The organism is Streptomyces sp. NPDC103540 (assembly GCF_055584445.1).
Map to the genome: position 1 here is coordinate 32,647 of NZ_JBVJMA010000028.1, position 20,644 is coordinate 53,290.

Sequence of the window (20,644 nt, forward strand, 5' to 3'; positions counted from 1 at the left end):
GGGACGGGAGCAGGAAGCCCCGGCCTCGTCCCCCGTGCGGAGCGGGAGCCGAGGCCGGGGCCGGCGGTTGTGCGGGTCAGGCGGCGAGCGCGGACCTGCGGCGGCGGGCGGTGTACGCGGCGGCGGTCTCGCCCGGGGCCGGGGCGGGCACCTCGGCCCTGACGTCGGCCACCAGATCGGCGTGCGCGGGCTGGTCCGCCGGGGTCAGGGGGCGGCGCAAGACCGTGGCCAGGTGCGTGTAGGCGGCGCGAGCGAGGTGCTCCTCGAGGACGTCGCTCGCGGAGCGGTCCGGGGCGGCGTCGGCCAGGGCGCGAAGGGTGCTGGTGGCCAGGGCGCGGGCGGAGCGGGGGTCCCCGGCGGTCTGGGGGGTCATGGCCAGCGGGGCGCCGGCGGGTCCGTCGACGGCCCGACCGCGCGTGGTGGGGATCGCGTCGGCGGGGACCGTGCGGGCGGCGTCGGCCTGGCGGGCGGCGGGCACCGCACGCTCCCACTGGGCTCGCCGGTCGGCGGGACGCTCCTGCGGCCGGGCGACCTTGAGGGTCTGGACGGTGGCGCGGCGGTGGCGGGTGACGTCAACGGCGAGGCGCTCCTCGCGCGCCCACTCGTCGTACTGGTGGCTCCAGGTGTCCGGGGTGATGTCGACGTCGACGAGGCGGTTGCTGGAGCTGCAGCGGATCGCGGCGTCGACGCCGGCCTTCCCGGTGTGGTGCGGGACGAGCTTGAGCAGGTAGGTGCCGCGGTGGGGGGTGATGGCCACCCAGGTTTCGCACTTCGGGCAGACCAGCGAGATGCGGCGCTTCTGGGTGGACTCGACCCGCCGCATGTCGATGTGACCGGGCGACAGGGTCGACAGGGCGATCGGGGCGAGGGGGCTGACGCGGGAGGTGTGGGTGCGGCCCCGGCGCTTGGCGGCCTTGGGCATGGCGAGCTCGGGCATGGCGACTCCTCGGCAGGAAGAGGGAGGGGTGTTCGCGGGCGGATGCTCTCTCCACCCACCAGGTGCACGAGCCATCGGCCCGTGTCCCGGCGGATAGACAGCGCATCAGCGCTGAGGTCGTGCACGCAGTCCTGCCAGGCCGGGGGGTTTGGTCTTGGCTACCGCCTCCGGCCGCCTGCCCGACTCCGAAGAGGCGAGCTGCGGGACTGCGATGGTGCAGTGGTACGTCCAGCAGGGTTCCGAAGCGCATGGGCACACCGCTGGCTACGCCCTGCATCCGGCTACTCACCGCTTGCTGGGCACTTCGATTAGAACCCTGCTATTGCCGTTCGGTCAACCTGTCTAGCTAACTTGTTTTCGCCACCCCCTCTGACCTGCTATTTTCTAGGCAAGGTTAAAGAGGTTCGTGCCGCCTGCGGGTCCCAGCTTTCGGGAAACAACTAGTCATGCGATGCTGTGCGCACCGGGTAGCGAGATCCGCTGCCCTCACGATGCGCACGAGAGGGGGAGCAGTGGCCACCAAGCAGAAGGAACCCGGGAAGGTCGAGCGGATCGCATCCGAGATCCGGGAAAAGATCGAGCGGGGTGCACTCGCGCCTGGGTCGCGCCTGCCTGGCGTGCCTCAGCTCCAGCAGGAACACGGCATCGCCTATCAAACTGCGCGCGAGATTTACGGTCTGCTCGAAGACGAGGGTCTGGTCTTCTCTCGTCGGGGCAAGGGAACCTACGTCTCGCTTGTGATCGACAAGATCGTGTCGGATCGAACCAGCCGGTACCTGCCCGGCTTCCGCGAGGCCGGCGGCGCCGTCGGGGCGTTCGAGGCCGAGATGCGGGCGAAGGGGTTCGACATCAAGAACGTCGTCACCATCGCCAAGGACGTACCGCCGAAGAAGGTCGCCGGCATCTTCGAGATGCATCACCGGGCGAAGACCTTGAAGCGCGAACGAGTCATGTCCGTGTTTGTGCCCGGCAACGCTGAAGCGCTGGAGGTCGTCCAGGTGGCGACGTCCTGGTTCCCTGCGGATGTCGTCGATGCCTGTCCGTCGCTCGCCGCCGCCAAGACCGGTACCGGCGGCAGCAAGTCCCGCATGGCCGAGGCCGGATTCGCTCAGGTGCGCCTCCGGGAGGAGATCGAAGTACGGTCCCCCACCCGGGAAGAGGCGGCAGCTCTCGGCATCGCCGCCGAGCAGGCCGTCATGGAGATCACCCACATGGGGCTGACGACCGAAGGCCGGGTCGTGGAGATCTGCCTGCACGTACTGCCTCGCGCCAAGTGGCGCCTGTCCTACGAGTGGGCCATAGACACGCCGGAAACCGGCTGACCAACAAGAGACACCGAATCGTCCGACAAGACACCAGCAAGGAGCATCCAGCACATGGCTAGCAACCGAATCGACGACAGCGGCGTGATCCTGCGGGACGCGCGCACTCGGTACACCACCGGCCAGCGCGAGGAGAACGGCGCACACGGTGCGTTCGATGCCGAACTGCGCCGGTCCGGCCGCACCCCGCGCACCGAGGTCACCGTCAGCCGCGGCGCTGCGCCGGCGGATGTCGCTCAGCTCCTGGGCGTCGACGGCGACGTGGTCGTGCGGGCCCGAGAGATGTTCGACGGTGAGCGCGTCATTCAGCTCGTCACCACGTACATCCCCGTCGACGTCGCCGAGGCCGCAGGCATCGAGCAGGTGGACACCGGCGTCGGCGGCATCATCAGCCGCATGAAGGAGGCCGGCTTCGACCAGGGCGACACCGCCGTCGAGGACATCGAGCTCCGGCCCGCCACGACGGAGGAGTCCGAGCGTCTCGGCCTGCCCGAGGGAGCGGATGTGCTGACCATCAACCACATCGGTTCCGCCGACGGCCGCGTTGTCGAGGTGACCCAGCACGTCCTGGTCAAGGGCTGGAAGCTGCGCTACGCCGCTCCGCTCGCCTGACCTAGCGCTCAGGGCGCCCCGGCCACGCCGGGGCGCCCACCCCGCCAGCCCCTGCGAGTCCCTGGAGACCGATCCCCCCATGAACGCTGAGAAGCGGCTCACCACCACCGAACTCGTGGACGAGATCCGCAGCTCCCTCACCGTGGCCAACGGATGGATCCCCGCACTCTCGGGCCCGGATGGTCCGACCGGCGTACGCGAGGGCGCTCCCCTCTCCGAGATCGCTCGGAGCCTGGGCGAGTTCGCGAGCGCGCCGACCATGCCTCCCGCCGTCGCCCAGCAGCTGCACAGGGCCGCGGAGTCGGCGGCCGCCGCGACCTCCGCAGACTCCGCGACGGTGTACGGCCACCTGGGAGCGGCGTACGCGTACGTGCTCCAGGCCCATCGCGCTGCCAGCGGCGACACGACTAACTGACCCAGAAGCCCGTAGCCACCGCGAAGGAGGGGCCGTGCAGCAAGCGCCGCGCTCGTCTTCTGCGGTCGTCGGGCGGGACTCAGCATGGACCGTTCGCCTCCCACTGGGACGTGGATCAACTCGTGTGAACGGCACTCACCGTGCGCCCCTCTGGACGCTTCGCAAAGTGACGACCGCTGGTGACATCCGGAATGTCACCAGCACTTGTCACCTCCGCACGATCAAGAGGCCGTGCCATGCTCGGCCGCAGAAGGGCCGGCCTCCGTTCGGGCATCACCCTGTTGGACAGGCTGCGCCGCTGGACCGTACGGGGAAGGGGAACAGCGATGGATGAGCGTCCCGACTGGGCACGCCGGATGGTCGAAGAGCGCGCGGCACGCGACTGGTCGCAGACCGACGCGGTGCGCGCGCTGATGGCCAGGCTCCCGGAGGACCAGGTCGTCAGCGAGCAGGACTTGGTGCGGCAGTGGAAGCGCTGGGAAGCCGGTGACGCGCAGCCCGTGAAGTACAGGTCCGCCATCGCTCAGACCTTCGGCACGACGACCGGTGCCTTTTTCCCCGAGAAGTCTCGCCGTGACGGCCGCGCGGAAATCTTGCAGGTCAGCGGCATGGATACCGTGGACATCATCGCCCGGCTGCGGGCCTCGGACGTGGACGTCGCGACGCTGGACGCGCTGCGGATCACGGCGGACCGGCTGTGCTGCGAGTACGCGTACCTGCCCGCCGATCAGCTGCTCCTGGAGGGCAAGGCGTGGCTCGCCCGCGTCGTGGGCCTCCAGCACCAGCGGGTCAGCCTCGCTCAGCACCGCGAGATCATCGCGCTCGCTGGGAAGCTGTCGCTCTTGGTGGGCTGTGTCGAGTACGACTCCGGCCGGCCCCGCGACGCGGAGGCGACCCGGCAGGCCGCGCTGATGCTCGGTCAGGAGGCCGGGGAGCTGAGCGTGCAGGGCTGGGCGCACGAGATGCGGGCCTGGTTCGCGCTGACCCGGGGCGACTACCGCGGCGTCATCGCGGCCGCGGAGGCCGGCATCGCCGTGGCACCCACGGAGAGCGTCGCCGCGCAGCTGTACGCGCAGAAGGCCAAAGCGTGGGCCAGGCTCGGGGACCGGTCGCAGACCGAGGTCGCGCTCGACAAGGGACGCCAGATCCTCGAACTCCTGCCGTATCCCGAGAACATCGAGAACCATTTCGTGGTCGACCCCGCGAAATATGACTTCTACCGTATGGATGCGCTCAGGAAGTCGGGCGAGAACCGACTCGCGGAGCAGTTGGCCAACGAGGTCATCCGGGCGGGTACGGATTTCGACGGGACGGAGCGATCGCCTATGCGGATCGCGGAGGCCCGCGTCACGCTCGGGGTGGTCGCCGCACGCGAGGGTGACCTGGACACCGCACTCGCCTACGGGGAGCGGGCCCTGACGGGGGAGCGGAAGTCGCTGCCCAGCCTGGCGATGGTGGCCGCTGACCTCGGGCAGGCCCTCCAGAAGCACTACGGCCACGCCTCCGAGGCTCAGGAGTTCGTCACCCACCTTCGCGAATTGCGGGGTAGCCAGTGATTTTCTCAGACGGAGTTCTGACCAGCCCCAGCGAGGCGGGATACGGACGCGGACCCTACCGAGCTCGGAACGGAACTCAGTTCGCGCCGACCAATTCTCCCAAAGGGAGATCAGATCGTGTATCTTTCAGAGTTACGACGATCATGGAAGGCTTGACTATGCCCGACCCGGACGACCGCTCGCAGCAGGTCGACGCCCTGCTGAACGGCCTGCCTGAGGCTCTGCCGTCCCCGCAGGTGTGCGCGAAGCTGCGCCTCGCGGCCGGCCTCACCCAGCAGGACGTCGCGGACGCCGTGGGCGTGAAGAGGGTCGCAGTCACCCGCTGGGAGTTGGGCCAGACCAGCCCGCGGCGCCCGCACCGCGAGAACTACTTGCGTCTCCTCAAGGGCCTCGCGGAGCGCTTTCCCGAGGCCGCGAAGGCGGATGAGGGCACGCCGACGCCAGCCTCGGATTCAAGGGGGTCGGGGTGACGTAGCCGCCACCGGCCGCGCGGCCTGCGGACTGACAATCCGCTTCGGCCAGCGCGGCCCTTCGCACCGACTGGGCGTGACACCTCAGTTCGGCTGCTCAGTTCCGGTTGACGCCGGTCCTGAGCTTCGGCTCATCGAGCCACTTCTCTCGCAAAACCCCGCCTTGACAAGCGGGTCGGCCCCTTTGACAAGGGCCTTCGCAAGACCCGACCGCTGACAACGGTCGATGCCCTACCGATCCGCGGGGCCCTGTGACGGGGGCCCTGCGGTTCACCAGGAGCGGGAGGGGAGGAGAAATCTCCCCCCACCCAATCCAGGTCCGCCCGCTTCTCACGAAGGGGGCGGTCCCAACACATCCGCACATCTGGCCGTCCAGCCCCGAGGGGCTCGGTTCGGTTCAGCTATATGGAAGGTGGGTCGTTCTCATAGTGCCCGAAGTGGTGTCCCCCTGTCAGCTTGACCTTGTCCGTTTCACCCCGGTTCAGGCGTGGCGGTCGTCCCGTGTGATGGGATCGGCGTACGGTTCCTCCCCACTTTTCCTGTTCGTACAGGAAGAGGGTCTTCCGGTAGGAAGCTACAAGCGTGGGCCTTTCGGAGCGGTCTCGCCGGGCCCGGTCGCGGCACCCGCCGCCCGGCTCGTGCACCCGCTCGCGGACGTCGTCCACAACTCCGTCGACAGGAGCGTCCTCGAGGACGGCGTCCCGTGTGGCGGGACGCGATCCGAGGTTTCTGCCCGCCGTGCGGGAGCGCGGGGGGTGATCCGCGCTGAGCGGGCTCTGTCCACAGGTTCCGTGTTGCAGGGTCGGCGGATGGATCACGAAGCGCGTGTTTTGCCTGCTGAGGGGGGTGTCCGCTTTGGCGTGTACACCAGCCTGATGACACAGGCGATCTTCACCACTCCGGCCGGGACGGTGGGCCGATGAGCGGCGCGGCGGCAGCGGTCGCCGTGCTGATTCCTGCTCCGCGTCCGTCGGTCGATGACGTCGCGGTCTCCGTGCTGCCCGCGACGCTGTACGTGCCGGAGGCGTCGCAGTGGCTGTCGATGTCGACGGGCCGGGTCGCGCTGGACGGCTACTCCTGGATGCAGGCGGTCCACTGGGTCGCCGGGTCCGGGCTGTATGAGCCGCGCCGTCACCGGTCGCATGGGCCGCGCTCGTTCGGGCCGACGACGGTGCGCGTGGCCCAGGAGCTGGCGGAGCTGTTCCCGTGCCGTCCGGGGATCGAGTACCTAGTGCGCCGTACCGGGCTGTCGGAGCGGTCGGTGGAGTACCACCTGGGGATGCTGCGGGAGGCCGGGCTGCTCGCGTACGTCGTGCGGGGCACCCGGGTCCGTGGTGCGGCCGCGATGGCGTCGGAGTTCGCGCGGATGGTGCCGGTGGAGTTCGACGTGGCGCTGGGGATCCGTACGGCCGGTGAGGGCACCGGGCGGCGGATGACCGGGATCGCGGAGGCCGGCCGGGAGCTGATGACGAAGCTGGCGGCGAAGGCGGCCCGCAAGGTCCGCAAGCGGCGGGCGAAGTCGTCCTCGAAGGCCCCGGCGAAGGGTGCCCGGAAGGGTGCTGACCAGGGTGTTGGGGCGGCTGTTTCGGATGAGGCCCGTTGCACCCCAATGGTGGGTAGTTCCCGCAGTGTTTCTTCTGCGGGAACTACCTCTCTTCCCCCTGAGAGCAAGCTCGCAAGCGGGCAGAGCAAGTCCCCCACCCCGAAGAAGGTCAAGCACGGCCGCCGGAAGCTCAATGCGGTGGGACGCCGTTTCCAGCTGGCCTCGGAGCTGATCCGCCAGGTGCCGTGGATGGGCCGCGCTGCGGTGCCCCGGATCGCCTGGATCCTCAAGGACGTTGCTGACGCGGGCTGGACGGCCGATGAGGTGATCGCGTTCCTGGACTGCGGCGACGCCCCGGGTATCGTCCACCGGCCCACCGGGTTCCTTGCCGGGCGGCTGGCCGGTGCGGTGGCGCTGTGGCCGACCGAGGAGGGCCGGGAGCGCGCCGTCCAGGCGTACCGGGACTCCCGGCGCGCGGAGAAGGCCCGCCACCAGGAGTGGGAGGGCGCCTGGCAGGCCCCGCGCAGCATGGCGGTCCGGCGCATGGTCGCTGAGGCGTTCACCCCGCAGACGCAGCCGTACGCCCCGGGCGAGTCGCTGCCCGAGCTGGGCGGTGTCGAGGACCTGAGCCCGCAGGACCTGGCGGAGATGCGGGCCACGGCGCGCGGCGAGTTCATGGCGGGCGACACCACGCTCGTCATGAGCATCCACGACGCCCTCGGCCCGGCCGCCGCCATGCACGTCTTCGGCGCTGACCTGGTGCAGCGCGCTCGCAAGCTGGCGAGCAGCAGCTCGCTGATGACCGTCGGACGCCGGTAGGAGGCCATGATGACCGAGACCCTCAACACCACCAGCAGCAGCGAGCAGCCGACCCCGGAGCTGTCGGGCGTCGACCTGGCCCGGGTGGCGCTGCACCAGGCGCGCGAGGCCGCCAAGGCCCGCGGCGAGGGTGGCACCCGTAAGGCGAAGCGCCCCCTTCGGGCGACGGTGCGGCGGGACGGCCGGGAGCCGACGGGGTTCGCCGCCGTGCTGCAGGGCCTGATGGCCGACCGGGCCTGGGACGTCCCGGCCGCCGGCGGAACCGTCGTGGACCAGTGGCCGGCCATCGCGGCCGCGCTCTCGCCGAACCTGGCCGCGCACGTCCAGGCGGTCGCCTTCCACGCGGAGACCGGCCAGCTGGACCTGCGCCCGGACTCGCCCTCGTACGCGACGCAGCTGCGCCTGATCAGCTCCCGGATCGTCGCTGCGGCGAACGACGCGGTCGGCACACAGGCGGTGCGCACCGTCCGCGTCCTGGCCGTGGGTGCGACGGGCCCGGCGCCCCGCGAGGCGGTCACGGCTCCGGCGACGGTGGCGGCCGCGCCCGAAGCTCCGGTGAAGACCCGCGACATGGCCGGGCCTGGCTTCCACCGGGCGCTCGCCGCCCACCAGGCCGTCCCGCGCGGCCAGCACGTCAGCTCGGGCGTCACCGAGGCGATCGAGCGGCAGACCCGAGCCATGCGCGAGCTCAGCCGCCGCGCGTTCCCCGACACCGACGTCGCCCCGGGCGATGCGCCGGCCTCGATCGACGACGCTCGCCTCCAGCGGCGCCGTCAGGCCGCGGTGACCGAGGCCGCTGCGCTGCGCCGGGCCCGTGCCGAGAGGGCCGGGCTCCAGGTGCCCGCGCCGCGGCGCTTCGAGAAGACCGCGTGAGGAGCGACGGGTCAGACCGCCGCCGCCCGGCAGGCGGCGTGCTGCGCGGCGTCGAACTCGGCAAGGGCCTCGTTCAGTCGGGCGGCGACCTCGGGCAGGGTGTGCCTGCGGCCGGCGAGCCAGCGCAGGTACGGCTCCGCGCCCTGGAGCAGGCCGGAACGCGGGTAGCCCACCACCAGGGCGCGGTGGGTGCCCCGGGCCAGTTGGTGGCTCCAGGAGTCGACGTCGACCTCGTCCTCGGGCGCGGCGACGTGCCCGTCGACGAACGCGCCCCTGGTGGTGGTGCAGCAGTTCCAGCCGTAGTCGATGACGCACCGCTCGCACGCGAGGGTGCCGCGCATGTCCGGGTAGCGGCGCTGCCACTCGCCATTGAGGGCGACGACGTCCCCGGCGAGCGGGATGTTCTTGGCGCACAGGCAGCACCTGATGCGGAACGCGACGGACACGGCGGAGCTCCCAATCACCTCGTGGGCCGGACCCGCTCAGCCTGGCAGCCGACCCCGGTCCTGCAACGTCGCCATGCCGCCTCGGTGCTCACCGCCGCCGTGCCTGCAACACACCCTGCAACAGGCGGCTGCAACAGAGGACTGCAACGCACCGCGTTGCGGCTCTGACCTGCGCCGATACCCGTTGCGCGGCTTACCCGCCCGCGTGTTGCAATCTCCCCATTGCGCGATCCAATGCGCGATCCAATGCGCGAATCAACGCGCGATCCGGTAGGATGTCTAGTGGAGGTGACCTCTGTGTCCACTGAGAACGAGCTGTTCAGCGCCGTTGATGCGCTGCTGGAGCAAGTCGCGCAGGACGACCTGCCGACCCCTGCGGAGCGCAAGCGTCTGCGGGAGGCGGCGGGCCTGAGTCAGGCGCAGATCGCCACGGCGCTGGGTGCTCGACGCGAGGCCGTGGGGAACTGGGAGATCGGCAAGACGGAGCCGCGGCCGCCGAAGCGCGCCGCGTACGCGCGCCTCCTGGATGGCCTCGCCGTCCGCTACCCCGCGGTGGTCCCGGAGGCGTTCACCGGCCCCGCGCCCGTTCCCGCCCCGGCTGCTGCCGCACGCCCGGCACCCGCCGCGAAGCCCGCGACGTCGCGGCGCCCGGGTGCGCAGAAGGCGGCGCCGAAGAAGACCACGGCGTCGGCGGCCGCCGTCGACCCGCGCTTCGAGAACGGGCCGCTCGCGGTCATCGACGCCGACTCCGATGGGCAGGTGTCGGCGTACTGCGTCGGCGGCCTGGTCCTGGACGTGCCCGCCAAGACGATCCCGGCCCTGGTCGACTGGACGCTGGCCGAAGCCCGGCTCGGGCAGGCCCGGCTGCACCGCAACGGCCGCGACGCCGACCCGGTCCTCGTCCTCACCCCGGCCGCGCTGGAGCGCTTCGGCCTGCCCGCCGCCCTGTCGGAGGAGGAGCGGAACGCGAGCCGTCTCCCGGCCGGCCACAAGGTGGTCAAGCAGATCGAGCGGGCCGGACTCCAGATGACCCAGCGCGGCCTCGGCCCGTGGGCCCGCATCTACCGCGACCCCGAGGGCTCCCGGCGGCGCTGCGTCCAGCTGTGCATCCTGCCCTGGAACGCCCTGGACGTCCGCGAGTGGGGCCGCAAGGACAACCCGCAGCTGCTGCTCACGATGCACCCGGCCGACCTCGTCCAGTACCTCGGCCTGTACGCGGCCCGGGTGATGACCCCGCGCGGCAGTACGGCGACGACCGGCCTGGAGCTGATGACCGCGCTGCGCCCGCCGACCCGCGCGGAGAAGAACCCGGCGACCGGCGAGTTCGAGCGGGCCTTCAACGACGACGCGCTCACCGCCCTCTACAAGGTGGTGGACTGCGAGGTCCCCGACGAGCACCCGAACCTGAAGGGGAAGTTCGCCCGGCACCACCTGCGCACCCCGGCCGAGATGCTGATGGAGGAGCCCTACGACTGGTGCCGGCCCCTGACCGATGAGGAGTGCGCGAACCCGTACCTGGTCGCGGTCGACCTCAACATGTCGTTCGCCGCGGCCGCGAACAGTCTCACCGTCGGGCTGAACGGACCCACCCACCTGGAGAACAACCCGGCCTTCGACCCGGCGCTGCCCGGCTCGTGGCTGATCGACCTCTCCCACGTCGACCTCTCCCGCGTGCGGGTGGGCGGCCGCACCGTCGACGCAGGCCGGCTCCCGAGCCCGTTCACGCCGAAGGGCGACACCCCCACCGGCCCGGCCTGGTACGCCACCCCGACCGTCGCCTACGCGGTGGAGCTCGGCTTCGACGTCGCGCCGATCGAGGCGTACGTCCGCACCCAGACCAGCCGCTACCTGGACGCCTGGTACAAGCGGCTGCGCGACGCCTACGTCGACACGATGGCCGACATGGGCGTCACCACCGACCTCCAGGGCGAGGAGTTCCTCGAGGCGATGGCGCGGCGCAAGCAGGTCGACCCGACGATGGCGCTGCTGGAGACCGCCATCAAGGCGACGGCGAAGGGCGCGATCGGCAAGCTCAGGCAGCGCTCCCGGGGCCAGGTGCCGTACTACGAGCCCTACCCGGCGCTGGAGCGCTGGACCTGGCGCCCCGACATCCGGGCCGCTGTGCTCGCCGCCCAGCGCACCGGCCTGCACCGCAAGCTGCTGAAGACCGCGGCGGCCGCCGACCTGTACCCGGTCGCGATCGGCACCGACGCGATCGTCTACCCCTCGCCCGGCCCGTCCCCGCTGGACGTCCTGCCGACCACGCCCGAGGGCAAGCCGGTACCGGGCGGCTTCCGGCTCGGGGTCTCGCCCGGGATGGTCAAGCACCAGGGAACCCAGACCGTCCTGTGGGCGGAGCAGCAGTTCGAGGAGCGCGGCGGCGTCTTCAACATCGCCAACCTCATCAAGACCGTTGACCCGACAGCCGGAGAAGGGGAGTAGCAGGTCATGGTCGATTCGCTCGGGGACAGCCTGGACCGCGCGCTGGAAGGGGCGTTCACCCGCCGCATCCCGCAGAGCGCCCAGGCGCAGATGAAGTACCTGGTCAAGCAGCTCAAGAGCACCAAGGCCGCCGCCCAGGCCCTCGGGATCACCCAGCGCACCGTGGAGCGGTACGTCACGGGCAAGATCAAGCGGCCCCGCCAGGAGCTGCGCGCCCGCCTGGAGGGCGAGGTCAAGAAGCGCTGGCAGCCCCAGGTGAGGGCGAAGGCGAAGAAGAAGGCCGCGACCACCGGCGGCATCGTCGTCTCCACCCGCGCCCGGTTCGGGTTCACCGCGGCTGCGGGTACGACCGACGACGCCCGGATCCGCGACATCACCCAGGCCCTGCCGCCCGAGTTCGCCGACCAGCTGTTCACCGCCCGGGAGCAGGGCGCGAGCGAGGACCAGCTCCGGCAGATCGCCGCCGACGGCCTCGCCCGGATGTACTTCCGGGCCAACAACTCCCGTGCGGACGGCCTGGGCGTGGAGTTCACCGATGTCGAGAGGCTCGACATCGACCTGTAGGAGGCCCGTAGGAGGCCCGACAACCCGAACGCCCGTGAGGCCCTGCACCGCGCTCCTGGAGCCGGTACAGGGCCTCACGGGCGTCTCCGCGGGGGCGGCCCGCCCGGCGCCTGGCCCTGGCGCAGGCTGCCCTCGGGGAAGAGGCGTTGGCCCTGGTGCATAAGCTCGCGGGCATGAGCGAGGAGAGCCTGCACGAGATCCTGGGCGACATCGAGCGGTCCGTCCGTGACTTCACCGGCACCGAAGCCGTTCTCGCGGAAGCCGAGCAGCAGCTCGTCCGCACGCGTCAAGCCGTGTTCGCGCATGTCGAGCGGCTGCGCGGCGAGGTGGGCGCGGCCCACGCACCGGAGCTGGTGGCAGTGCTGAGGCACCTGTACTGGCAGCAGCCCGGGATCCATGGGCGGGCCCTGGCCGAGGCCGCCGGCATGCACATCCACGAGATGCTCGCGGCTATCGGCCCCTCACCCTCGGGGATCTTCTGCGCGGACTGCGGCACCGAGCTGCAGCGCACCAGCCGCTCCTGGAAGCCGCCGGCCCGACCCGGGCCGCCCCTGTGCCCGGCCTGCCTGTCCGTGGAGCGCGACGCGCATTCGCGGACGTGGCGGGTGGAGAGTCTGCGGTCGCGCATCGTCGCGGAGGCTCCGGTACGGGCGCGGGCCATGGACTGGCGCGCCGCTGCCGAGCTGGTGCTCGCCTTCCCGCCACTGTCCCAGGGGGTCATCCGCGGTAGCCATGCAGACCAGCAGGAAGGCGTCTGGCGCGGCTGGGAGAACGCCCGGGTGGTGCGCAACCGCCTGCTCGCGGCAGCCGTCGACGGTGACGACGCCGTGGGCATCCCCGTCAGCGAGGCGCAGTTGCTGGTGGAGACCGCGTTGCGGACCGCCGAGTGGGATACGGCCCGCACTCGCGACATCGTGGACCCGATCACCGATGAAGCAGCACTCGCCCTGCTGACCCGGATGAAGCGCGAGGTCCGCGCCGTTGCCCAGGCCGCCCGGCAGCGCGCGGACGCCGCATACCCCGAGGGGTACGAACTGAGCGAGGACGAGGAGTCCGCAGCCTGGCGCGGCACCGCCGGATGAGGGGCCGACCCACCCGGGCGGTCAGCGTCACGCCGGGCCGCCGGATGTCCGGCCTGCCTCGCCTACCGGGACGCCCCCACCGTGGTCGAGGTCAGCTTCCTTCGATGTGGTCGAAGCCGCGCAGCACGGGGTCCAGCTCCTGCGCTGCGCCGCACAGGGAGCACAGCCGGGTGCCGGGCTGCTCCGCGACGTCCAGGGCCCGCTCCAGGGGCAGCAGCGGCGCGCCCTGCGGGGCCTCTTCGCAGTCGACGGCGTGCAGCACGGCGCGGCCGGGCCCGCGGCCGCCGGCCTTCTGCAGCACCCAGCCCGAGGGCCGGCGGGGCCCCAGCACCTGGCGCACCGTCGACGGCGGCGGCAGGCGCTCGGTAGGCACGTCGTCGTAGGAGACGCCGTCGACCGGCCGGACGTGCTCGGGGGCCCGCACCCACACCCGGTACTCCGCGGCCTGGACGTCGCCGTCGGCGGTGTTGCGGTACGCGGGCAACCCCACCTCGTACAGCCAGCCGTGCGGCGTCTCGCGCCGGGCCCACAGCCGGGCGGTGATCTCTTGGCCGTCCGGCAGGACCACCAGCACCGGCACGGGGGCGGCCGGGCCGTCCGAGGGCGTCGTCGTCATGCCGACCACGGTAGGCAGGCCCGGCGGGCGGCGGCCTCTGTCCACAGGGCTGCGGCTGTGAGCTATCCCCGTGACTGAGGAAGAGAAGACAGAGAAGGCAGCGCAGGCCGCCAAGACGCGCGCCAGGTTCATGGAGGGCCTCGCCCGCGTGGAGCGCACCCTGTTCACCCGGCCCGCGCCGAAATCCGCGCGAGCCCAGATGAAATTCCTTCGCAAGCGTGAGAAGGGCTCCACCAAGAGCCTGGCAGAGCGCCTGGGCGTCTCCCGCAAGACCGTGCAGCGCTACCTCTCGGGCGCCGCCACCAAGCCGAACAAGCGTCTCCAGGAGGCGTTGGTCCAGGAGACCGAGTCGGAGTGGCAACCGCAGGTCAAGGCACAGGCGAGGCAGCGCGCGAGTACGTCGGGAGGGCTCGTCATCACCTTCCGGGCCACCCTCGGCTTCACCGCGAACGGGTCCTCGGACGACGCCCGGGTGCGGGACCTCAGCATCGCTGTGTCGCCCTCCCACGCGGCTCTCATCCTTGCCGCGCAGGAGGAAGGTGCGACGGACTCAGCGCTGCATGATGCCGTCGCTGAGGCCATAGCGGACGCCTATTTCCGTCAAGACGGTGGAGGACGAGCGAACCTGAAGGTGAACTTCACGGACGTCCAGCGGCTGGACATAGCGTTTTAGCAGCGCGGAATTCAAGCGTGCTGTAGACCTGTGACCGGCCCGCCCAAGCGTATTTCCGGGTAGGCCGTCATTTCCGTATCCGAGTTGAAAGCGAGTCCTGATGAACACGTCCGACGGGTGGCGGCCGCGCCGTGTCCCCGAGGCCCGCGGCCGCGCCAGCGCCGCACGCACACCCATCGACTACACGAAGATCGGCCGGTCCTCGGTACGCCGCCGCGCGCGGGGCATGACGCACAGCGAGGCGGTGGCCGCGCTCGAAGATGCGGAGCAGCAGGCTCACCTGGACCGCCGCGACGAATCCGCGGCCGACGACGGCGGCCGCCGTGAAGCCGAGCTCGCGGAGTGGCAGCGCGTCGTGCAGCTGCTCGCCGCGACCGGCGGCCCGTACGACCCGGACGCCGACGTCGTCGTCCAGGAGGAGCTCGCCGAAGACCGCCGCCGCGAGGAAGCCGAGCAGCAGCGCCGCCAGGAGCAGCAGCAGCTCGCCGACCGGGCCGAGGAACTCGCCCGGCTGGGTGGGGCAGGCCGACTCGATCGCAGCGTGCCGAGCCGGGCCGGGGACGAAGCCGCCCGCGATCTCCTGGACGAGAACCGCGACTACCGCGTCCCGGCGGTCGACGCCTGGCTCGCCCGCGCCCTCGCCGACCAGTCCGGCCACTACGCCGACCCGGCCGCCCGCGCAGCCGCCATCGGCTCCCTGCCCGCTCCGGTGCGCGCCCGCGCCGCGCTGCTCGCCGCCCTCGCCCGCACCGGCGCCCCGGACGGCGACCTCGAGTTCGTCGGCCGCCTTGCCCAAGCCGACCCGGCCGCCACCAACGCCCTCGCCGCGTGGCTGGAGAACGCGGCCGCGGTGAAGGGCAGCACGTCGTGAGCGCCGCGGACGAGGTGGTGGTGGCCACCTGGAGCGAGCACAGCGAGATCGGCCACCACTACGAGGACCTGCTCGCCGACGGCTCGGTCATCGCCTGGACCGAGCCGCCCTTCGGCGAGAGCCTCTACCCCGGCGACGACGACCCCGACTACAACCCGATCTGCGACTGCCCCGGCCAGTGGCCGCGCCAGTTCTGCATGGAGTGCGCCGGCTGCGCCGCCTGCGGGCAGTGCACAGACCCGCACGTCTGGCCCCCGCTCCAGACCTGACAACCAGTTGCCACGCTCACCGAGAGTGATAGCCAGTTGTCACATCGACCTGTCACGCCCCCTGTCACGTCGCCGGAAAGCCGCGTCACAGCCCCCGCTCGAAAGCCCTTCAATTCGGACATACGGACGTGGATACGGCCTGGGAACCCCTCTCCGGGCCGTTTCCACGTGACAGCGCGACAGCGTGACAGCCTCTCCGGAGGTGATCACGCTCCGTGCGGGGGTCGGGTCAGGGGATCGGCCGGACCGAGGCGTCGTGGTGGCTGGGGGAGACGGGCGTGTCCACCGGGTGCAGCCAGCGCAGCGGCACGGTGAGGGTGCCGATCCGGGGCAGTTCGACGGGCTTGCCCTCGGCGTCCAGGAGCGTTCCAGAGACCTGGTAACCGTCCCCGGGCGGGAGGCCGGCCTCCTGCGCCTGGTCCTCGGTGAGCTCCACCGTGACCCGGGGACTTGCCCTCATCACCAGACCGTGCGCGGTCCGGGCGGTGGTGTCCACGTCGATCACGGACAGCGGGAAGTAGGTGCCCCGCAGCCAGCTCAGCGGCCACCAGGAGTCGCCCATCGTCTCCGGCCGGTACCGCCGCCACGGCAACGCGACCGGCACCTCGCATCGGTATGTCTCGCCCACCCGGACGTCCTTGGTGCGCATGCCTCCAGGGTCCTCCCCGCCGCGCACCGCCGCCCGCCGCCGGGTTTCGTCCGTACCGTCCCGGAGGGCCCCGCACCGGCGCTACCGTGAACAGACACGCCAGCAACCCGCCCAGGAGCCCCGGATGAGCCAGCAGCCGGCCCCCGCGCCCGCCCGCCAGCCCCTCGATGAGCACGCCGCCGAATCGGCCCGCGCGTACGCGGCCGCGGAGCGCGCCAAGACGGACGTGCTCGCCTCGGTCCTGGAGGACATCGCCGCCAACGGCTACCCCTCGCCCGAGTCCGGCGTGCCCTGGGAGACCGCCCGCGACGCCCACCTCGCCCGCCTCGCGGACGAGCAGCCGCGTGTCGCCTGACCACGGAGCGCGCCGCTCGCGCGTCATCATGGTGGAGCCCGCGCTCACCCAGCTCGCGAAGCTCACCGCGTCCGAGACCCACCGCCTGGACCGCGCGATCGTCGCCATCAGCGTCAACCCCGACCTCGGCACCGAGGTAACCGGCACCCTGCTGCGTGACTACGCGGACGAGGTCGACGGAGTCCGCGTCATCTACTACGTCACCGCCTTGAGGACCATCACGATCGTGTCGTACGTCGAAGCCTGATCAAGCAGCAGCGCCCCGGATCCGCTTGGGTCCGGGGCGCTGCTGCGTCTGCTGCTCGTGCTGCTGCTACGGGTAGTTCGGCTGCCGGAGAGCGATGACATTCGGAGTCCGGACCCGGGCGCCGCAAGGCTGCTGCTCGGGTAGCAGGCCGTGCAGCACAGAGCAGCAGCGCCGTGTAGCAAACGGGTGTTCGTCTGCTGCACGGCGCTGCTGCAAGGGGTCAGCCGGCGCTGCCGGTGGCCCACCGTTCCAGGTCGCCGACCGGCTTCGCCAGCAGGGTGCGACGGCGGGACTGCGCGGTCGCGCGGCTCGCCAGGTGCATCGCCTTCGCCAGCTCGGCGTGCGAGAGCTCCTTGGCGGCGGGCTGGCGCAGCGAGGCGTCCCGTACGGCCTCCAGGCGCTCCAGCAGCGCCGTGGTGCCCTCGATGGCGGCCGCGAGCTCTGCTGCGCCCGCCCGGCCCGTGCGCAGCAGCGCCAGGCCGTGCAGCGCGGCGGCGAACAGCGCGGCCAGCTGCTCGCCGTCGCTGCCGAGCGCGGCGACGTCCTCGGCGGCGAGCGGGACCAGGAGCTGCTCCTGGTGGTCGTCGGGGTGCGCGGGATCGGTGCTCACCGCGGTCTCCTTCCTCGGGCGGGTTCGGTCAGCGGTCGGTGACGGTCCAGCCCTCGCCGGGCCGGATACGGATGATGCCGCCGGGCGTGTGCAGCTGCCCGACGCCCGCGCCCAGGCCCAGCGCGTCGATCTCGTCCAGCAGAGCGGCGGCCCGCTCCGCGAGCTCGCGGGCCTTCGCTTCGCGGTCGCGGAGTTCGGCGGCGGTTCCGGTGAACACGGTGTCTCCCTGATGGTGTCGGGGCGGAGCGGGGCTACAGCCAGCGGAAGAGGTTGCGGACGTCGGAGGCCGCGCCCGAGAGGTTGTCGGAGTCCAGGCGGGCGTCGAAGTCGTACGGGTCCTCCGCCTCGTCCATGACGTTCTCGGACGCGGCCGCCAGGACGTCGGCGAACCGCTCGTGGACGGCCGCCTCCCGCAGGGCCTCCACGACGCTCTCGCGGTCGGCGGTGCCCCGCTTGATGGCCTCGGCGAGCATCCCGAGCGCGGCGGCCGCGGCCGGCGCCAGGTAGGCGAGCTCGCTGTCGACGGCGCCCCGGTCGGCGGGGGTCTCGATGGCGGTGATGTCGGCGACCTTCTCGATCTCCGTGGACGTGCTCTCCATGACGGGCTCCTGTCTCGGCTGGCGGGGTTCAGGCGGTCCGGCTGAGGTAGCCGGCGGCGACGTCGACGAAGGCGTCGTGGGCGACCTTCGCGGCCTCTCGGGCGGCGGCCAGGGCCTCGGTGGTGGCGTAGGCGTCGCGCAGCGCGTACGTCCGCGTGACCATCTCGTCGGCCGCGGCGCGCACCGCCTGGTCCTCGATGAGGACCCGCAGGGCGACCAGCGGGCGGGTGACGGCGGACCGGGTCATGTGGCTCTCGCCGCGCAGGGCCTCGATCCGCTCGGAGCCGGCTTCCTTGAGGACGGCGTCGCCGCGCACCCACATCGCCCGGCGGTGGTCGCTGACGGCGCAGGCGAGCGCGGTGACGGCCTCCAGGCGGTCCCGGCGGATCGCCTCGCCGTGGCTCACGCGGAGGGACCGTTCGGCGGCCCGCTCCTGGAAGCGGCCGGAGACGATCGAGCCGAGCAGTGTGCCGACGATGGCGAGGGCGGCGGTGACGAGGGTGACTAACACGGTGGGCTCCTCCCCTGTATGAACTTCAATACATGTATTGAAGTTCATACAGGGGAGGGGGTGCAAGAGGGTCAGTCCATGATTCTTTTCGCGAGCCCGCGACCTGCGCGTTTCCCGTACATGGGAACCGTGTACGCGTATCTGACACACACCTCCCGCGTGCGGGACGAGGTAGCGCTCCGCCAGGGAGCCGGGGTTTCCCCTACAGGGGAACGATGTTCACGCTGTCCCTCAGCGACCCGGTGAGCTGGCACATCGCCCAGAGGGGGTGTTGCCGCCGACACCAGCCAAAAGGGCTCTCACCTGCGAATTTCCCCTCCAGGGGAACGGTGTTCCACTTCTGCGGGGACCTTTGTCCACCCCTGCATGGACAACTCCCGCCCGAGGCGCCCCCGACCTGCCGGTTTCCCCTCCAGGGGAACGATGTATCGCCCTCGGCGCACGCAGAAGCGGCGCTGCACCGTGAGGTGCAGCGCCGCAGTGCGAACGGTGTGGCTACGAGGCGTGGAGCTGCCGGACGGTCGCCAGGGGCGCGTCGTCGTCCTCGGGCTCGATTGGCGCCGGCTGGCCGGTGGCCTTGGAGCCCAGGCGGTAGAACTTCACGCCGACGGCCGTGTAGGCGAGCGTCAGCCAGCCGTTCTCTGCGAGCCGGCCGATACTCCGCGACGCGCTGGTGGTGCTCAGACCGACCAGCTTCCCGATGTCCGTGGCCGTGCTGCGCACCGGATCCCCGACCGGGACCGCGGTGGCGTAGTACATCAGGACCTTCAGGTCCGCGCCTTGCTTAAGCTGCGACCGCAGCAGGAGGTCGTTGAGCTCGCCGGCCTCCATGAAGCGGGGCTCGAACGACTCGGCGATCGGCGACGTCATGACGCCTCCTTCTCCTTCTTCTCCGGCGGGCACGTGGTCACGGGGTGGCGGGCGTGCTGCGTTGCCCTGCGCTGCTCTCCCGAGGAGCCGTCGAAGGCGGCCCGGGAGTTGAGCTTGTAGAACTTGACCCGGCCCACCTGCTCGGCCTCCAGGAGGAAGCCTCCCCTGTTGAGGTTACCCACCGACTTGCTCACCGCGTTGGGGCGCAGCTCCAGGTCGTTGCCGATCTCGCGGAAGCTCATCCGCAGCGGCTCGTCCCCGGTCGGGGCGTTGAACAGGTAGTAGCCGTACACGAGCTTGTCGTTCTTGCTGTAGCCGCTGCCCTTCTTCCAGAGCCCGGCCCCCAGCTTCTTGCTGGCGTTGACGTGCCGCCCGCCACCACTCCAGTCGTACGGCTTGTCATCCTCCTTCAGCAGCTCCAGCTGGACGTACTCGCCCGTGCCGGTGTTCACCGCTGGCCTTGCCCGGCCCATACCGCTCCTCACCTTGGGATTTCCCCTAGAGGGGAACGATGTACGCGCCCTGACCGTACCCCAGCGTTTCCCCTCCAGGGGAACCCGCCACGCCGATCGACGCCCCGCTCCGGGCCCGCCAGCGTTTCCCCTCTAGGGGAAAGGTGCGTCCCGATCTGACACTCAAATAGCCTCGATTGATACACAACATGGCCCCTGACCAGCGACGATGCGTGTTCCCTCTATACGTACCTATCCGTAGGCTCAACTGTCCCCTCGCGCGCGTGAGGGCCGGCCACCCTGGCGGATCGCCCGCCCGGCTCGGCGACTCCCCTCCCGGAGCCGCACAAGGCTGAGGTGCCGCCGCCCTGTCCATCCGCCCACCAATTCGCTTGAGCATGTTTCCTCGCCCCGTTTCTAGCCGTTCTTCGCTCCGTTACCATGAATGCGCTTGTCGTCAATTCCTCGCCATTTCGTCTATTCCCGATCACTGCGGGGCCGGAGTTTCTCCACACGCCATTTCCGACGCTCATAGGTGGTGCGCAACCATTCCAGTCTCAAGCTAGCTGCTATCTTTGAAGCACGTTCCCGGATCGCCTAGTTCTCCCCCCACCTAACTCTGTTCGGCCTGTCACTCTCCCGACTACCCGTCACCCCTCCCCACCCTTGCTGCCGTTTGTGGCCCGAGCCCATCTGGTGGGCCGCGCGGAGCGTGGCGCGCCTGGCCCGCACGGGGATCGGGGGCCCGCCCGGGGTGGCTGGAGCGCAGCGGAGGCCACGGGTCGGCCGGAGGCCGGCCCCGGCCCGCAACGCGGGCCGGATGCCCTGCCGTTGGCGGTGC

The 20,644-nt window shown here is 71.2% G+C and carries 25 protein-coding genes; 15 read left to right on the top strand and 10 right to left on the bottom strand.

Annotated features, from left to right (window positions below):
* Positions 1–76: 76 nt before the first annotated feature.
* Positions 77–937 (bottom strand): hypothetical protein, encoded by an 861-nt coding sequence (locus ACZ6ZI_RS38570; protein WP_469529390.1) that lies wholly within the window; start codon positions 935–937, stop codon positions 77–79.
* Positions 938–1,449: 512 nt separating this feature from the next.
* On the opposite strand from ACZ6ZI_RS38570, the gene ACZ6ZI_RS38575 reads away from it, so the two are divergent.
* From ACZ6ZI_RS38575 to ACZ6ZI_RS38605, 7 genes are all read left to right on the top strand, one after another.
* Positions 1,450–2,259, top strand: a complete 810-nt coding sequence (locus ACZ6ZI_RS38575) for a GntR family transcriptional regulator (RefSeq protein ID WP_469529392.1) — start codon at positions 1,450–1,452, stop codon at positions 2,257–2,259.
* A 54-nt stretch (positions 2,260–2,313) separates the two neighbouring features.
* Positions 2,314–2,871 carry a UTRA domain-containing protein gene (locus tag ACZ6ZI_RS38580; RefSeq protein WP_469529394.1) on the top strand — a complete coding sequence of 186 codons (558 nt, stop codon included), beginning with the start codon at positions 2,314–2,316 and terminating at the stop codon, positions 2,869–2,871.
* Between the two features lie 79 nt (positions 2,872–2,950).
* Positions 2,951–3,286 (top strand): hypothetical protein, encoded by a 336-nt coding sequence (locus ACZ6ZI_RS38585; RefSeq protein ID WP_469529395.1) that lies wholly within the window; start codon positions 2,951–2,953, stop codon positions 3,284–3,286.
* A gap of 326 nt (positions 3,287–3,612) precedes the next feature.
* Entirely contained in the window at positions 3,613–4,842 is a 1,230-nt protein-coding gene (locus ACZ6ZI_RS38590) for an XRE family transcriptional regulator (RefSeq protein ID WP_469529398.1), read from the top strand.
* Between the two features lie 158 nt (positions 4,843–5,000).
* Positions 5,001–5,312 carry a helix-turn-helix transcriptional regulator gene (locus tag ACZ6ZI_RS38595; protein ID WP_469529440.1) on the top strand — a complete coding sequence of 104 codons (312 nt, stop codon included), beginning with the start codon at positions 5,001–5,003 and terminating at the stop codon, positions 5,310–5,312.
* A gap of 919 nt (positions 5,313–6,231) precedes the next feature.
* Positions 6,232–7,674, top strand: a complete 1,443-nt coding sequence (locus tag ACZ6ZI_RS38600) for a helix-turn-helix domain-containing protein (protein WP_469529400.1) — start codon at positions 6,232–6,234, stop codon at positions 7,672–7,674.
* Between the two features lie 9 nt (positions 7,675–7,683).
* On the top strand, positions 7,684–8,547 hold the full coding sequence (locus ACZ6ZI_RS38605; protein ID WP_469529401.1) for a DciA family protein: 864 nt from the start codon (positions 7,684–7,686) through the stop codon (positions 8,545–8,547).
* 11 nt (positions 8,548–8,558) lie between these two features.
* Here the strand turns inward: ACZ6ZI_RS38605 and ACZ6ZI_RS38610 are convergent, their stop codons facing one another.
* Positions 8,559–8,993 (bottom strand): hypothetical protein, encoded by a 435-nt coding sequence (locus tag ACZ6ZI_RS38610; protein WP_469529404.1) that lies wholly within the window; start codon positions 8,991–8,993, stop codon positions 8,559–8,561.
* Positions 8,994–9,239: 246 nt separating this feature from the next.
* On the opposite strand from ACZ6ZI_RS38610, the gene tap reads away from it, so the two are divergent.
* The 3 genes from tap (at position 9,240) to ACZ6ZI_RS38625 (ending at position 13,081) form a co-directional block, all read left to right on the top strand.
* Entirely contained in the window at positions 9,240–11,435 is a 2,196-nt protein-coding gene (gene tap / locus ACZ6ZI_RS38615; protein WP_469529406.1) for a telomere-associated protein Tap, read from the top strand.
* A gap of 6 nt (positions 11,436–11,441) precedes the next feature.
* Positions 11,442–11,999 (top strand): telomere-protecting terminal protein Tpg, encoded by a 558-nt coding sequence (gene tpg / locus ACZ6ZI_RS38620; protein ID WP_469529408.1) that lies wholly within the window; start codon positions 11,442–11,444, stop codon positions 11,997–11,999.
* A 173-nt stretch (positions 12,000–12,172) separates the two neighbouring features.
* Positions 12,173–13,081 (top strand): hypothetical protein, encoded by a 909-nt coding sequence (locus ACZ6ZI_RS38625; protein ID WP_469529410.1) that lies wholly within the window; start codon positions 12,173–12,175, stop codon positions 13,079–13,081.
* A gap of 91 nt (positions 13,082–13,172) precedes the next feature.
* On the opposite strand, the gene ACZ6ZI_RS38630 is transcribed toward ACZ6ZI_RS38625, so the two are convergent.
* On the bottom strand, positions 13,173–13,697 hold the full coding sequence (locus tag ACZ6ZI_RS38630) for a DUF6233 domain-containing protein (RefSeq protein ID WP_469529413.1): 525 nt from the start codon (positions 13,695–13,697) through the stop codon (positions 13,173–13,175).
* A gap of 70 nt (positions 13,698–13,767) precedes the next feature.
* On the opposite strand from ACZ6ZI_RS38630, the gene tpg (ACZ6ZI_RS38635) reads away from it, so the two are divergent.
* From tpg (ACZ6ZI_RS38635) to ACZ6ZI_RS38645, 3 genes are all read left to right on the top strand, one after another.
* Entirely contained in the window at positions 13,768–14,370 is a 603-nt protein-coding gene (gene tpg / locus ACZ6ZI_RS38635; RefSeq protein ID WP_469529416.1) for a telomere-protecting terminal protein Tpg, read from the top strand.
* A 100-nt stretch (positions 14,371–14,470) separates the two neighbouring features.
* The gene (locus ACZ6ZI_RS38640; RefSeq protein ID WP_469529418.1) at positions 14,471–15,241 is read left to right on the top strand and encodes a hypothetical protein; all 771 of its coding nucleotides are present in this window, start codon (positions 14,471–14,473) and stop codon (positions 15,239–15,241) included.
* Entirely contained in the window at positions 15,238–15,510 is a 273-nt protein-coding gene (locus ACZ6ZI_RS38645; protein WP_469529421.1) for a hypothetical protein, read from the top strand. The genes ACZ6ZI_RS38640 and ACZ6ZI_RS38645 overlap by 4 nt, the downstream gene beginning before the upstream one ends.
* 229 nt (positions 15,511–15,739) lie before the next feature.
* On the opposite strand, the gene ACZ6ZI_RS38650 is transcribed toward ACZ6ZI_RS38645, so the two are convergent.
* Positions 15,740–16,159, bottom strand: a complete 420-nt coding sequence (locus ACZ6ZI_RS38650) for a hypothetical protein (protein ID WP_469529423.1) — start codon at positions 16,157–16,159, stop codon at positions 15,740–15,742.
* A gap of 124 nt (positions 16,160–16,283) precedes the next feature.
* On the opposite strand from ACZ6ZI_RS38650, the gene ACZ6ZI_RS38655 reads away from it, so the two are divergent.
* Positions 16,284–16,514 (top strand): hypothetical protein, encoded by a 231-nt coding sequence (locus ACZ6ZI_RS38655; protein WP_125510651.1) that lies wholly within the window; start codon positions 16,284–16,286, stop codon positions 16,512–16,514.
* A complete protein-coding gene (locus ACZ6ZI_RS38660) occupies positions 16,504–16,761 on the top strand; it encodes a hypothetical protein (protein ID WP_469529425.1) in 258 nt (85 codons plus the stop codon). Before ACZ6ZI_RS38655 ends, ACZ6ZI_RS38660 begins: the two co-directional genes overlap by 11 nt.
* Before the next feature lie 220 nt (positions 16,762–16,981).
* Here the strand turns inward: ACZ6ZI_RS38660 and ACZ6ZI_RS38665 are convergent, their stop codons facing one another.
* From ACZ6ZI_RS38665 to ACZ6ZI_RS38690, 6 genes are all read right to left on the bottom strand, one after another.
* Positions 16,982–17,371: a hypothetical protein gene (locus tag ACZ6ZI_RS38665; protein WP_469529427.1), complete on the bottom strand. Its 390-nt coding sequence runs from the start codon at positions 17,369–17,371 to the stop codon at positions 16,982–16,984.
* A 28-nt stretch (positions 17,372–17,399) separates the two neighbouring features.
* Complete coding sequence (locus ACZ6ZI_RS38670; protein ID WP_469529430.1) at positions 17,400–17,588, bottom strand: hypothetical protein; 189 nt, start codon at positions 17,586–17,588, stop codon at positions 17,400–17,402.
* Positions 17,589–17,622: 34 nt separating this feature from the next.
* Complete coding sequence (locus ACZ6ZI_RS38675) at positions 17,623–17,970, bottom strand: hypothetical protein (RefSeq protein WP_469529432.1); 348 nt, start codon at positions 17,968–17,970, stop codon at positions 17,623–17,625.
* Between the two features lie 28 nt (positions 17,971–17,998).
* On the bottom strand, positions 17,999–18,481 hold the full coding sequence (locus ACZ6ZI_RS38680; protein ID WP_469529433.1) for a hypothetical protein: 483 nt from the start codon (positions 18,479–18,481) through the stop codon (positions 17,999–18,001).
* A gap of 495 nt (positions 18,482–18,976) precedes the next feature.
* Positions 18,977–19,351 carry a hypothetical protein gene (locus ACZ6ZI_RS38685; protein ID WP_469385109.1) on the bottom strand — a complete coding sequence of 125 codons (375 nt, stop codon included), beginning with the start codon at positions 19,349–19,351 and terminating at the stop codon, positions 18,977–18,979.
* Positions 19,348–19,803: a winged helix-turn-helix domain-containing protein gene (locus tag ACZ6ZI_RS38690; RefSeq protein WP_469529437.1), complete on the bottom strand. Its 456-nt coding sequence runs from the start codon at positions 19,801–19,803 to the stop codon at positions 19,348–19,350. The genes ACZ6ZI_RS38685 and ACZ6ZI_RS38690 overlap by 4 nt, the downstream gene beginning before the upstream one ends.
* Positions 19,804–20,644 lie beyond the last annotated feature (841 nt).